Raw genomic sequence first — 13,025 nt, 5'->3', positions numbered from 1 at the left:
CAGGCGCAGGAGCCCCGCGACGCATCGCGTCGCGCGCCCCGCGCCGAGGTGACCAGGACCATCAGTGGAACGAGTCTCCGCAGGCGCAGGAGCCCTGCGCGTTCGGGTTGTCCATCGTGAAGCCCTGCTTCTGGATCGTGTCCTCGAAGTCGATCGTCGAGCCGTCGAGGTAGGGCACGCTCATGCGGTCGACGATGACCTCGACGCCGTCGAAGTCGCGCACGACGTCGCCCTCGAGCACGCGCTCGTCGAAGTAGAGCTGGTAGATGAGTCCCGAGCAGCCGCCCGGCTGCACGGCGACGCGCAGCCGCAGGTCGTCGCGGCCCTCCTGGTCGAGCAGGCGGCGCACCTTGTCGGCGGCCGTGTCGGTGAGCGTGACGCCGTGCGTCGCGACATCCGTCATGGTTCGCTCCCTTCGAGTCGGCCGGACGCATCCGGCGTCCCCCATCCTACGCCTCGCGGTCCCCCGCGCGCGCGAGCAGCAGCGCCTCGGCGCCGATCGCGCGGCGCAGCACGCCGAGGTGCTGCGACTCGTTGGGGCTGTGCGCCATCGTGCCGGGGTCCTCGACGCCCGTCACGAGGATCTGCGCCTCCGGGAACTGGGCGACGAGGTCGGCGATGAACGGGATGGACCCGCCGATGCCCGCCTCGACGGGCTCGGCTCCCCACGCATCCGCCATCGCCCGCTTCGCCGCCTCGGCGCCCCAGCCCGTCGCGTCGACGAGGAAGGGATCGCCGAGGTCGACGTCGGTGATCTCGAGGCGGGCGCCGAACGGCACGTGCGCGCGCAGGTGGCGCTCGATCGCGGCGAACGCGTCGGCGGCCGACTGGCCCGGCGCGATGCGGGTCGAGAGGCGGAAGCGCATCGTCGGGAGGATCGTGTTGGATGCGTCGGGCACGCTCGGCGCGTCGACGCCCGTGATCGTCGCGGCAGGCTTCGCCCACAGGCGCCGCAGCAGCGGCCCCGTGCCGATGAGCTCGACGCCGTCGAGCACCGCCGCCTCGTCGCGCAGGTGCTGCTCGGACTGCTCGGGCACGTCGAGGTCGGCCTCGGTGAGCCCCTCGATCGCGACCGAGCCCTCGTCGTCCCAGATGGTCGCGGCGAGCTTCGCGAACGCGAGCATCGCATCCGGCACCGCCCCGCCGTACATGCCGGAGTGGCTCGCGTGGCCGAGCGTCGTGATGCGCACGTTGAGCGCGACGTTGCCGCGCAGCGCGACGGTGAGCGAAGGCGTCTCCGTCGACCAGTTGTCGCTGTCGGCGACGACGATGATGTCTGCGCGCAGCGCCTCGGCGTGGAGCTCGAGGAAGCGCTGGAAGGAGCGGGAGCCGTGCTCCTCCTCCCCCTCGATGAACAGCGCGAGGCCCACCTCGGGGTCGAGCACCTCGGCGAGCGCGCGCACGGCGGCGAGGTGGGTGATGACGCCGGCCTTGTCGTCGGAGGCGCCGCGGCCGTGGAGCCGGCCGTCGATCTCGGTGGGCTCGAACGGCGGCGTGCGCCAGAGCGCCTCGTCGCCCCACGGCTGCACGTCGTGGTGGGCGTAGAGCAGGATCGAGGGCTTGCCGTTCCGCGCCGCGCGCGTCGCGAGCACGGCGGGCTGGCCGAGCTGGTCGGTGTCGCCGATCGGCGCGCGCTCGATCGAGACGCGCTCGAACACGCCGGTGCCCTCGGCGAGCGCGGCGACCGCCTCGGCGCTCTCCCGCACGTGCGCGGGGTCGTACGCGTCCCACGAGACGGAGGGGATGCGCACGAGCGCCTTGAGATCCTCGACCGCGCGAGCGAACCCGGCGTCGACGGCGGCGAGGATGGCCTGGTCGCGCTCGGAGAGCGCGCTGGAGTCAGCGGAGGCGAGAGTCATGCGCTCGATCCTAGGCGCGGGCACGGCACGCGCGCGGCGGTAGGATGGGGGCTCCCCTGGCACACAACGAGAAGGACCTCCCCGTGGCCCTGTTCCGCCGTTCCGCCGACGACAAGGCCGTCGCCGCTCCCGAGCCCTCGGGCCGTCGCACGCCCAAGCAGTCGGAGCAGGTCGCCCGCAACCGCCGGCCGCTCGTGCCGGAGGACCGCAAGGAAGCCCGCCGCCAGATGCAGGACAAGATGCGCGCGGAGCGCGAGAGGGCGCGCCGCGGCTTCGAGGCGGGCGACGAGAAGTACCTGCCGGCGCGCGACAAGGGCGCGGTGCGCCGCTACGTGCGCGACTTCGTCGACGCGCGCCTGTCGATCGGCACGCTCGCGATGCCGATGATGATCGTCGTGCTCGTCATGACGTTCCTCAACGACCCGCAGTGGCGCCTCATCGCGAACCTCGTGCTGTGGGGCTTCGTCATCATCGTCGTGCTCGACTCCGTCTTCATGGCGTGGCAGCTGCGGCGCGCGATCCGCGGCAAGTTCGGCGAGAAGGATGCGAAGGGGCACGGCTGGTACGCGACCATGCGGTCGGTGCAGCTGCCGTTCATGCGCATGCCGAAGCCGAAGACGAAGCTCTTCAAGTACCCGGAGTGAGCCGGGCGGCCGCCTCGCGCCGCGCGATCAGCCCGCGAGCAGCCCGCGATTGATCTCGCGCGCCCAGCCGGGCCCGCGGTAGATGAAGCCCGTGTAGCCCTGCACGAGCGCGGCACCCGCGTCGAGCCGTGCGCGGACGTCCTCAGCCGTCTCGACGCCGCCGACCGAGACCACGTCGATCGAGCCGGGCAGCTCGGCGCGCAGCAGGCGGAGCACCGCGAGCGAGCGCGACGCGACCGGGGGGCCCGACAGGCCGCCCGCGCCCGCGCGCGCCACCGCATCCGCAGCCGTCCGCAGCCCGTCGCGGCGGATCGTCGTGTTCGTGGCGATGATGCCGGCGAGCTCGAGCCGCGTCGCGAGCGCGGCGATGCCCGCGACCTGCTCGTCGTCGAGGTCGGGCGCGATCTTGACGAGCACGGGCACGGCGGCGGCCGCCTCGCGCACCGCGGCGAGCAGCGGCTCGAGCACCCGCTCCTCCTGCAGGCCGCGGAGGCCCGGCGTGTTCGGCGAGGAGACGTTGACCGCGAGGTAGTCGGCGACCGGCGCGAGGAGGCGCGCGGAGTGCAGGTAGTCGGCCTCGACGGCCGCGGCGTCGTCGGCGTCGACGACGCGGCTCTTGCCGATGTTGACGCCGATCACCGGGCGCGAGCGCGCCTCGCGAGCGGCGGCGATGCGCTCGGCGGCGGCGGCCGCTCCCCCGTTGTTGAAGCCCATGCGATTGACGAGCGCGCGGTCGTCGACGAGCCGGAAGAGGCGCGGGCGCTCGTTGCCGGGCTGCGCTCGCGCCGTGATGGTGCCGACCTCGACATGGCCGAAGCCGAGCGCGCCGAGGCCCGCGATCATCGTCGCGTCCTTGTCGAAGCCCGCGGCGATGCCGAAGGGGGTCGGGAACTGCCGGCCGAGCGCGCGCGTCGCGAGCCGCGCATCCGTCCGCACCCCGGGGCGCGCGGCGCCGATCGCGCGGATCGCGGCGGCGCCGAGGTGGTGCGCGCGCTCGGGGTCGACGCGCGCGAAGCCGTGCCGGAAGAGCAGGTCGTAGGCGGTCACCGGTCGTCCTCGGCGCCGTCGTCGGCGGCCGCGGCGCCGGCGCGCTCCTCGCGGAGCGCGCGGATGGCCGACTCGAAGTCGTCGAGCGAGTCGAAGGCGTTGTAGACGCTCGCGAAGCGGAGGTAGGCGACCTCGTCGAGCGCGCGCAGCGGCGGCAGCACCGCGAGGCCGATCTCGTTCGCGTCGATCTGGCTCGCGCCGGTCGCGCGCACGGTCTCCTCGACCGCTTGGGCGACGCTCGCGAGGTCGGCGTCGGTCACGGGGCGGCCTCGCACGGCCTTCCGCACGCCCTCGATGACCTTCTCGCGCCGGAACGGCTCGAGCACGCCCGAGCGCTTGACGACCGAGAGGCTCGCGGTCTCGACGGTCGTGAACCGGCGCCCGCACTCGGTGCACTGGCGACGGCGGCGGATCGACGTGCCGTCGTCGGTCGTGCGCGAGTCGACGACGCGCGAGTCGGGGTTGCGGCAGAACGGGCAGTGCATCAGCGCGCCTCCTCGAACCGGGCGTCGATCGCCTCGCCGTGCGCGGGCAGGCCCTCGGCGCCCGCGAGCGCGACGACGTCGGCGCGCACCGCCTCGAGCGCCGCGCGGTCGTAGCGCACGACCTGCTGCGGCCGCAGGAAGGTCGCGGCGCCGAGCCCCGCGACGCGGCGCGCCTGGCCGCCGGTCGGCAGCACGTGGTTGGAGCCCGCGGCGTAGTCGCCGAGGCTCACGGGCGAGTGCGGGCCGAGGAAGATCGCGCCGGCGTGGTGGATGCGCGCGAGCACGGCGTCGTCGTCGCGCGACTGGATCTCGAGGTGCTCGGGCGCGTAGGCATCGCTCACCCGAGCGGCTGCCTCGAGGTCGGCGACGAGCACGATCGCCGACTGCTCGCCGGCGAGCGACGTCGAGACGCGCTCGGTCGCGGCGGTCGCGGCGGCGCGGCGGGCGACGGATGCGTCGACGCGGTCGGCGAGGTCGGTGCTGTCGGTCACGAGCACGGCCGCCGCGAGCTCGTCGTGCTCGGCCTGGCTCACGAGGTCGGCCGCGATGAGCTCGGGATCCGCGGAGTCGTCGGCGATCACGAGGATCTCGGTCGGGCCGGCCTCGGCGTCGACGCGCACGCGGCCCGCGACGGCGCGCTTCGCGGCAGCGACGAAGACGTTGCCGGGGCCCGTGACGACGTCGACGGGCTCGAGGCCGATGCCCGGCACGCCGTGCGCGAAGGCGCCGATCGCGCCGGCGCCGCCCATCGCGTAGACCTCGTCGACGCCCAGCAGCGCGCACGCGGCGAGGATCGTCGGGTGCGGGAGCCCGCCGTGCTCGGCTTGCGCGGGGCTCGCGACCGCGATCGAGCCGACGCCCGCCGCTTGGGCCGCCACGACGTTCATCACGACGCTCGAGGGGTAGACGGCCTTGCCGCCCGGCACGTAGAGGCCGACGCGGTCGACCGGCTGCCAGCGCAGCTCGACCACCGCGCCCGGCGCGAGCTCGACCGAGCTCGGCGGCGGCACCTGCGCGGCGGAGCCGACGCGCACGCGGGCGATCGCCGTCTCGAGCGCGGTGCGCACGGCGGGATCCAGCTCGGCGAGCGCGCGCTCGACCGCCTCGCTCGGCACGCGGAGGTCGGCGGGCCGCACGCCGTCGAAGCGCTCGGCCTGCGCGACGAGCGCGTCGGCGCCGCGCTCGCGCACGTCGGCGATGAGCTCCTGCGCGGCGGGCAGCGCGCGCTCGACGTCGACCGCCGGCCGCGGCAGCAGCGCGCGCAGCTCCTGATCCCCGGGCAGCGTCGTGAGGTCGAGTCGTCGGAGCATGACCTCCATCGTATCCGCCGCGCCCGCCCGCGCCGCCCCTGCCCTGCCGCCGAGTGGCGGCGTCCTGCGCCACTCACCTGCCGCGGGCGCCACTCACCCACCGCGGGCGCCACTCACCCACCGCGGGCGCCACTCACCCACCGCGGGCGCCACTCACCCACCGCGGGCGCCACTCACCCACCGCGAGCGCCACTGGAGCGTGCGGCGGCGGGGTCAGGCGATCGAGGCGGGGCCGAGGAGGCTCTTGATCTCGCCGAAGAGGTCGCTCGAGACGCGCACCTTCTGCGGCAGCGAGAAGACCCGCAGCACCTCGGGCCGCTCGAGCGCGAGCCGCACGTCGGTAGGGCCCGAGTGGCGCTCGAGCAGCGTGCGCAGCTCGCGCATCGCCGTCATCGAGGCGCGCCGCTCCGGGATCCGCAGCTCGAGCGGCCGGCTCTCGTCGACCGGCTGCACGTCGGGGGTGTCGATCATGTTGGCGTGCACCGTGAAGCCGTCGTCGCGCGTGCGCACTCGGCCGCGCACGACGACCACCTGGTCGGGCACGAGCGCCGGCCGGAACTCGGTGTAGGTCTTGCCGAGCACCATGACCTCGAGCTCACCGCCGAAGTCCTCGAGCGAGAAGATGCCGTACTGGTTGCCGGAGCTGCGCGCGACGCGGTGCTGCACGCTCGTGATGAGGCCCGCCAGCGTGACGGTGTCGCCGTCCTCGGCGGTGTCGGCGAGGTCCTGGATCTGGTGCGTCGCGTGCTTCGCGAGCTCGAGCTCGAGCCCCGAGAGCGGGTGGTCGGAGACGTAGAGGCCGAGCATCTCGCGCTCGAACGCGAGCTTGTCGCGCTTGCCCCACTCCGGCCGGTCGGGCACCCGGTCGGCGACGGTCTCGAGGTCGTCGAAGATGTCGCCGAAGAGGTCGACCTGGCCGTTGGCCTCGTTCCGCTTGATCGAGACGGCGGCATCCACCGCATCCTCGTGGATCTCGAGCATCGCGCGGCGCGTCGCGCCGAGGCTGTCGAACGCGCCCGACTTGATGAGCGACTCGACCGTGCGCTTGTTCGCGACACCGAGCGGCACCTTCTTGAGGAAGTCGTGGAAGCTCGAGTACGCGCCCTCGCGGGTGCGGGCCGCGATGATGCCGTCGACGACGCCCTCGCCGACGTTCCGCACGGCGCCCAGGCCGAAGCGGATGTCGTCGCCGACGGCGGTGAAGTAGAGCGACGACTCGTTGACGTCCGGCGGGAGCACCGTGATGCCCATGCGGCGGCACTCCGAGAGGTAGAGCGCCATCTTGTCCTTCGAGTCGCCGACGCTCGTCAGCAGCGCCGCCATGTACTCGGCCGGGTAGTGCGCCTTGAGGTAGGCGGTCCAGTAGGAGATGACGCCGTAGGCGGCGGAGTGCGCCTTGTTGAACGCGTAGTCCGAGAAGGGCAGCAGGATGTCCCACAGCGCCTTGACCGCGGCGGCCGAGTAGCCGCGCTCGAGCATGCCGCCCGAGAAGGCCTCGAACTGCTTGTCGAGCTCGGCCTTCTTCTTCTTGCCCATCGCACGCCGCAGGATGTCGGCCTGGCCGAGCGAGTAGCCGGCGACCTTCTGCGCGACCGCCATCACCTGCTCCTGGTAGATGATGAGGCCGTAGCTCTCGGCGAGGATGTCGGCGAGCGGCTCCTCGAGCTCGGGATGGATCGGCGTGATCTCCTGCAGGCCGTTCTTGCGCAGCGCGTAGTTCGTGTGCGAGTCGGCGCCCATGGGGCCGGGGCGGTAGAGCGCGATCACGGCGGAGATGTCGCCGAAGCTGTCGGGCTTCATGAGCCGCAGGAGCGAGCGCAGCGGCCCGCCGTCGAGCTGGAAGACGCCGAGCGTGTCGCCGCGCTGCAGCAGCTCGTAGGCGCCGCGGTCGTCGAGCGCAAGGGTCTCGAGGTCGAGCTCCTCCCCCCGGTTCGCGCGGATGTTGTCGAGCGCATCCGAGACGATCGTGAGGTTGCGGAGCCCCAGGAAGTCCATCTTGATCAGGCCGAGCGACTCGCACGCGGGGTAGTCGAACTGCGTGATGATCGCGCCGTCCTGCTCGCGCTTCATGATCGGGATGATGTCGATGAGCGGGTCGGACGACATGATGACGCCCGCCGCGTGCACGCCCCACTGGCGCTTGAGGTTCTCGAGGCCGCGCGCGGTCTCGAAGACGGTCTTGGCGTCGGGGTCGGTCTCGATGACCGCCCGCACGTCGCCCGCCTCCTTGTAGCGCTCGTGCTTCTCGTCGAAGATGCCCGAGAGCGGGATGTCCTTGCCCATCACCGCGGGCGGCATCGCCTTCGTGAGCTTCTCGCCCATCCCGAACGGGAAGCCGAGCACGCGGGATGCGTCCTTGAGCGCCTGCTTCGACTTGATCGTGCCGTAGGTGACGATCTGGGCGACGCGCTCCGAGCCGTACTTCTCGGTCACGTAGCGGATGACCTCGGGGCGCCGGCGGTCGTCGAAGTCGATGTCGAAGTCGGGCATCGAGACGCGGTCGGGGTTGAGGAAGCGCTCGAAGATGAGCCCGTGCTCGAGCGGGTCGAGGCCAGTGATGCGCATCGCGTACGCGGCCATCGAGCCCGCGCCCGAGCCGCGGCCGGGGCCGACGCGGATGCCGTTGTCCTTCGCCCAGTTGATGAAGTCGGCGACGACGAGGAAGTAGCCGGGGAAGCCCATGTTCGAGATGACGCCCATCTCGTACTCGGCCTGGCGGTGGACGGCGTCGGGGATGCCGCCCGGGTAGCGGCGCTCGAGGCCGACCTGCACCTCGTGCCGGAACCACGACTCCTCCGTGTGGCCCTCGGGCACCGGGAAGCGCGGCATGTAGTTCGCCGACTCGTCGAACTCGACGTTGCACCGCTCGGCGACGAGCAGCGTGTTGTCGCTCGCGCCCTCGAGGTCGCGGAAGAGGTGGCGCATCTCGGCGGCCGACTTGACGTAGTAGCCGCCGCCCTCGAGCCGGAAGCGGTTCGGGTCGTCCATGGTCGAGCCCGACTGCACGCACAGCAGCGCCTCGTGGCTCTTCGCATCCTCCGCGTGCGTGTAGTGCAGGTCGTTCGTCGCGAGCAGCGGCAGCCCGAGGCGCGAGCCGATCTCGAGCAGGTCGTCCTTGACGCGGCGCTCGATCTCGAGCCCGTGGTCCATGATCTCGAGGAAGTAGCTGTCGGCGCCGAAGAGGTCGCGGTAGCTCGCCGCCGCCTCGAGCGCGGCGTCGAACTGGCCGAGCCGCAGCCGCGTCTGGACCTCGCCCGAGGGGCAGCCGGTCGTCGCGATGAGGCCAGTCGAGTAGCGCTCGAGCAGCTCGCGGTCCATGCGCGGCTTGAAGTAGAAGCCCTCCATCGAGGCGTAGGACGAGAGCCGGAAGAGGTTGCGGAGCCCCTCGTTGCTCTCGGCGAGCAGCGTCATGTGGGTGTACGCGCCGCTGCCAGAGACGTCGTCGCCGGGCGACGCGTCGGCGCCGCCCCACTTCACGCGCGACTTGTCGCTGCGGTGGGTGCCGGGCGTGATGTACGCCTCGGTGCCGATGATGGGCTTGACGCCCTGCGCGCGCGCCGCCTTCCAGAACTCGTAGGCGCCGAAGACGTTCCCGTGGTCGGTCATCGCGACCGCCGGCATCCCCTCCTCCTGCACGGCCTTCATGAGCTCGTTGATGCGAGCGGCGCCGTCGAGCATCGAGTACTCGGTGTGGACGTGGAGGTGCGCGAAGGAGTCTGCCATGGCGCCTCGATCCTACTTCCGGGCGCCCACCGGGGGCGGCGGCGCGCTCGCCGCCTGCTAGTCCTCCCGCAGCACGTCGAGCGCGTGCGCGAGCTCGGGCGACGGCTCGGAGGTGAAGACCGCCCACTCCCCCGTGCCGGGGTGCTTGAAGCCGAGCCGCACCGCGTGCAGCCACTGCCGCTCGAGCCCGAGCCGCGCGCTCACGGTGGGGTCGGCGCCGTACATCGCGTCGCCGAGGCACGGATGCCTCCTGGCCGCCATGTGCACGCGGATCTGGTGGGTGCGGCCCGTCTCGAGCTGCACTTCGAGCAGGCTGCCGCCGCGGAACGCCTCGATCGTCTCGTAGTGCGTCACGGCGTGCTTGCCGCTCGAGACGACCGCGAAGCGCCACTCGTGGTTCGGGTGCCGCCCGATGGGCGCGTCGATCGTGCCGGCGAGCGGGTCGGGGTGGCCCTGCACCGCGGCGTGGTACACCTTCTCGACCTCGCGGTCGTGGAAGGCGGCCTTGAGCCGCGAGTAGGCCCGCTCGCTCTTCGCGACGACCATGAGGCCGCTCGTGCCGGCGTCGAGCCGATGCACGACACCCTGGCGCTCGGCGGCGCCGGACGTCGCGATGCGGAAGCCCGCGGCGGCGAGCGCGCCGACGACGGTCGGCCCCTGCCAGCCCATGCTCGGGTGCGCGGCGACGCCCGCGGGCTTGTCGACGACGACGATGTCGTCGTCGTCGTGCACGATGCCGAGCTCCGGCACGGGCGTCGCGACGATCGTCGGCTCCTCGCGCGGCTGCCACGAGAGGTCGAGCCACGCGTCGGCGCGCAGCCGGTCGGACTTGCCGAGCACCGAGCCGTCCTGCACGGCGCCGCCGCTCTCGAGCATCGCGACGACCGCGGTGCGCGAGAGGCCGAGCAGCCGCGCGATGCCGACGTCGGCGCGCGAGCCGTCGAGCCCGGGCGGCACCTGCAGGAAGCGGGACTCCATCAGCCGCGCGGCCCCTCGGCGTCCGCGCCCGCGTCGCCGGACGCATCCGCCGCCTTCGGCTCGTCGGTGTGCCGCTGCCCGTCGAGCCCGATGTTCAGCAGCACGAGCAGCACGATGCCGATCATCGAGGAGACGATGAAGATGTCGGCGACGTTGAAGATCGCCGGGAAGCCCCACACCTGGATGAAGTCGACGACGTGGCCGACGAAGAAGCCCGGCTCGCGCGTGAGGCGATCGGTGAGGTTGCCGAGCGTGCCGCCGAGGAGGCCGCCGAACGCGGCAGCCCACCAGATGGAGCGGATGCGCCGCAGCTGCGTGATGATCACGACGACGACCGCGGCGGCGAGGATCGTGAAGATCCAGGTCGAGCCGGCCGCGAGCGAGAACGCCGCGCCGGGGTTGCGCACGAAGTGCCACTGGAGCAGCTCGCCGAGCACCTGCCGGCGCTCTCCCTCGGCCATCTCGGCGATGACCCACTCCTTCGAGAGCAGGTCAGCGAGCCAGACGAGCGCCGCGACCCCGAGCACGAGCCCCAGCGTGCGCCAGGAGCGCGCCGCCGGGGCCGCGCCCGGGGTCTCGGGTGCAGCGTCGTGCGTCACCGAGCGGCTCAGCTGCCGCCCTGGCCGCCGAAGGCGAGCGACGACGACCGGTCGAGGTCGCGGAGCTGGCTCTCGATGTAGCCGCGCAGCTTGAGGCGGTAGTCGCGCTCGAAGCTCTTGAGCTCGTCGATCTTCTGCTCGAGGAGCGACTTCTGCTCGTCGAGGCGGGCCTTGGTCTGGTCGAACTCCTGCTCGAGCAGCGACTTGCGCTCCTCGGCCGCCTCCTCGATCTGCTGGGCGGTCTGCTCGGCGGCGGCGATGAGCTCATCGCGCTTGCGCTCGCCCTCGGCGACGTGCTCGTCGTGCAGGCGGGTCGCGAGCGCGATGAGGCTGTTGGCCTCGGTCTGCGCCGGGCTCGCGGCCTCGGCGGCCGGCTCGGCGCCCTCCTGCTGCGCGGCGAGCTGCCGCTTGAGCTGCTCGTTCTCGGCGCGGAGCGCGTCGAGCTCGGCGGTGTCGACCTCGGCGGCGGGCTCGGCCTGCTCGGTCGCGACCGGCGCGGCATCGCGCTCGGCGAGCTGCTGCTTGAGCTGCTCGTTCTCGCTGCGGAGGGCGTCGAGCTCCGCGGTGTCGACCTCGGCGGCCGGCGCGGGCTCGGCGGGGGCGATGCCCTGGCGGAGCTGCTCGTTCTCGGCCCGGAGCCCGTCGTTCTCCTCGATGAGGCGACGCAGCTCGGTGACGACCTCGTCGAGGAAGTCGTCGACCTCGTCCTGGTCGTAGCCGTCGCGGAAGCGCGTCGTCTCGAAGCGCTTGTGGACGACGTCGTCAGGAGTCAGTGCCATGGCTTGCCTTTCTTCGTCGGCTGCCCGGCCCGAGCGGGCCTGCAGCGCAGATTCACTGTACCCGCCCGCGGACGGCGTTCTGTCGATCCTAGCCAAGCCCCGACCGAGCGAGCGCTCAGGCGGGCAGGAGCCGGAAGGGACCGACGATGGTCATGACGAGCAGCAGCGCGAGCATGAGCACGACCATCGCGAGGTCGAGCATCGCGCCGCCGACGCGCACGGGCTTGACGAACCGGCGCACGAAGCGCAGCGGCGGGTCGGTCAGCCGGAGGATCCACACCGACACGACGAGCCAGAAGCCCGTCGGCCGCCAGTCCCGCCGCACCTGCCGCACGAGGTCGACGACGATGCGCGCGAAGAGGAGGTAGAACGCGAGCAGCGCGGCGGTGTGGACGATCCAGGCGAGGATCGAGACGAGCACCACGGGGCGCGCGTCAGTGCGAGAAGACGGCCGAGTCGGCGTCCTCGTCGATCGAGCGCGTGCCGGAGACGGCGATGTGCTCGGGGGTGAGGAGGTAGACCTTGGTCGTCACGCGCTCGATGCGGCCCTCGAGGCCCTGCGTGAGCCCGGCGGAGAAGTCGATCAGGCGACGCGCGTCGCCGTCGGTCATCTGCGACAGGTTGATGATCACCGGCGTGCCGGCGCGGAACGCCTCGGCGATCGCCTTCGCGTCCTTGTACTGGCGCGGGTGCACCGTGAGGATCTCGCTCATGTCGTTCACCTTCTGGCTCGCGCGGAGCTTCGTGACGGGTGCGCGGCGCGGCTCCTCGGCCGCGCGCACGGGCTGAGGCGCGCGCTCCTCGTTCTCGGCCCGCTCGACAGGACGGACCTCCTGGGTCAGCTCGTCCTCCTCGGCGAAGCCGAAGTAGATCGCAGCCTTCTTGAGTGCGTTGCTCATGGGATCCTCCTCGTGGCTGGGTTCACGCTATAAGCCGGTCGCACGGTTTCCCGTGATTGCCGTGCCGATGCGCAGGTGTGTCGCGCCGTGGTCGAGCGCCTCGCGCCAGTCGCCGCTCATGCCGGCGGAGATCCAGTCGGCGGCGGGGTCGACCGAGCGCACGCGCTCGGCGAGCGAGGCGAGCCGCTCGAAGGCGCGCACCGGCTCCTCGCCGAGCGGCGCGACCGCCATCACGCCGCGCAGCTGGAGCGCGGGCGACGCGGCGACGCGCTCGGCGAGCGCGTCGAGCCCCGCGGGCGCGACGCCGCCGCGGCCGGGGTCGTCGGTGAGGTTGATCTGCACGAGCGCGTCGCGCACCGGGCGGTCGTCGCCCGGCTCGCCGCCCTCGAGCGCCTCGACGAGCTCGACGGAGTCGATCGAGTGCAGCACGTCGGCGTAGCGGGCGACCTGCCGCGCCTTCTTCCGCTGCAGCTGGCCGACGAAGTGCCACGTGAGCCCGAGGTCCTCGAGCTCCGCCGCCTTGTCGCGCGACTCCGGGTGCCGGCTCTCGCCGAAGTGGCGGTGCCCGGCCTCGGCGAGCTCGCGCACGAGCGACGCCGGGTGGAGCTTCGTCACGACGATGAGCGTCACCTCGCGCCCCCGCCGCGCGCCCTCGAGCTCGTCGAGGAACGCGGCGAGGCGCGCGGCGGGCGTGTCGGTCAC

The 13,025-nt window shown here is 72.7% G+C and carries 13 protein-coding genes; 1 reads left to right on the top strand and 12 read right to left on the bottom strand.

The genetic code is table 11. The features are described from left to right. Positions 1 to 61: 61 nt before the first annotated feature. Together H508_RS0111550 and H508_RS0111545 are read right to left on the bottom strand one after the other, a co-directional pair. Positions 62 to 403, bottom strand: coding sequence for a HesB/IscA family protein (locus H508_RS0111550; RefSeq protein ID WP_026374175.1), 342 nt, complete (start codon positions 401 to 403; stop codon positions 62 to 64). 46 nt (positions 404 to 449) lie between these two features. Continuing rightward, positions 450 to 1,859 (bottom strand): dipeptidase, encoded by a 1,410-nt coding sequence (locus tag H508_RS0111545; RefSeq protein WP_026374174.1) that lies wholly within the window; start codon positions 1,857 to 1,859, stop codon positions 450 to 452. A gap of 83 nt (positions 1,860 to 1,942) precedes the next feature. Between H508_RS0111545 and H508_RS0111540 the strand changes: the two genes are divergently transcribed. Further along, the gene (locus H508_RS0111540) at positions 1,943 to 2,503 is read left to right on the top strand and encodes a DUF3043 domain-containing protein (RefSeq protein ID WP_051223329.1); all 561 of its coding nucleotides are present in this window, start codon (positions 1,943 to 1,945) and stop codon (positions 2,501 to 2,503) included. 27 nt (positions 2,504 to 2,530) lie between these two features. Here the strand turns inward: H508_RS0111540 and H508_RS0111535 are convergent, their stop codons facing one another. From H508_RS0111535 to H508_RS16095, 10 genes are all read right to left on the bottom strand, one after another. Beyond that, the gene (locus H508_RS0111535) at positions 2,531 to 3,550 is read right to left on the bottom strand and encodes a quinone-dependent dihydroorotate dehydrogenase (RefSeq protein WP_051223327.1); all 1,020 of its coding nucleotides are present in this window, start codon (positions 3,548 to 3,550) and stop codon (positions 2,531 to 2,533) included. Then, on the bottom strand, positions 3,547 to 4,035 hold the full coding sequence (nrdR, locus tag H508_RS0111530; RefSeq protein ID WP_026374171.1) for a transcriptional regulator NrdR: 489 nt from the start codon (positions 4,033 to 4,035) through the stop codon (positions 3,547 to 3,549). Before nrdR ends, H508_RS0111535 begins: the two co-directional genes overlap by 4 nt. Beyond that, positions 4,035 to 5,345 carry a histidinol dehydrogenase gene (gene hisD, locus H508_RS0111525; RefSeq protein ID WP_026374170.1) on the bottom strand — a complete coding sequence of 437 codons (1,311 nt, stop codon included), beginning with the start codon at positions 5,343 to 5,345 and terminating at the stop codon, positions 4,035 to 4,037. The genes nrdR and hisD overlap by 1 nt, the downstream gene beginning before the upstream one ends. Before the next feature lie 213 nt (positions 5,346 to 5,558). Beyond that, complete coding sequence (gene dnaE / locus H508_RS0111520) at positions 5,559 to 9,068, bottom strand: DNA polymerase III subunit alpha (protein ID WP_026374169.1); 3,510 nt, start codon at positions 9,066 to 9,068, stop codon at positions 5,559 to 5,561. A 57-nt stretch (positions 9,069 to 9,125) separates the two neighbouring features. After that, the gene (locus H508_RS0111515) at positions 9,126 to 10,046 is read right to left on the bottom strand and encodes an RluA family pseudouridine synthase (RefSeq protein WP_026374168.1); all 921 of its coding nucleotides are present in this window, start codon (positions 10,044 to 10,046) and stop codon (positions 9,126 to 9,128) included. Further along, positions 10,046 to 10,645 (bottom strand): signal peptidase II, encoded by a 600-nt coding sequence (gene lspA / locus H508_RS0111510; RefSeq protein ID WP_051223324.1) that lies wholly within the window; start codon positions 10,643 to 10,645, stop codon positions 10,046 to 10,048. The genes H508_RS0111515 and lspA overlap by 1 nt, the downstream gene beginning before the upstream one ends. 8 nt (positions 10,646 to 10,653) lie before the next feature. Then, positions 10,654 to 11,424: a DivIVA domain-containing protein gene (locus tag H508_RS17950; RefSeq protein ID WP_026374166.1), complete on the bottom strand. Its 771-nt coding sequence runs from the start codon at positions 11,422 to 11,424 to the stop codon at positions 10,654 to 10,656. A 115-nt stretch (positions 11,425 to 11,539) separates the two neighbouring features. Beyond that, entirely contained in the window at positions 11,540 to 11,848 is a 309-nt protein-coding gene (locus H508_RS0111500) for a YggT family protein (RefSeq protein ID WP_245569515.1), read from the bottom strand. Between the two features lie 10 nt (positions 11,849 to 11,858). Continuing rightward, positions 11,859 to 12,323, bottom strand: coding sequence for a cell division protein SepF (locus H508_RS0111495; protein WP_026374164.1), 465 nt, complete (start codon positions 12,321 to 12,323; stop codon positions 11,859 to 11,861). Positions 12,324 to 12,350: 27 nt separating this feature from the next. Then, entirely contained in the window at positions 12,351 to 13,025 is a 675-nt protein-coding gene (locus H508_RS16095; RefSeq protein WP_035254788.1) for a YggS family pyridoxal phosphate-dependent enzyme, read from the bottom strand.

Origin of the sequence: Agrococcus lahaulensis DSM 17612 (assembly GCF_000425105.1) — a bacterium.
Classification (GTDB): Bacteria; Actinomycetota; Actinomycetes; order Actinomycetales; family Microbacteriaceae; genus Agrococcus; species Agrococcus lahaulensis.
The sequence above is the reverse complement of the archived record's forward strand: the minus strand, read 5'-3'. Positions and strand labels throughout refer to the sequence as shown.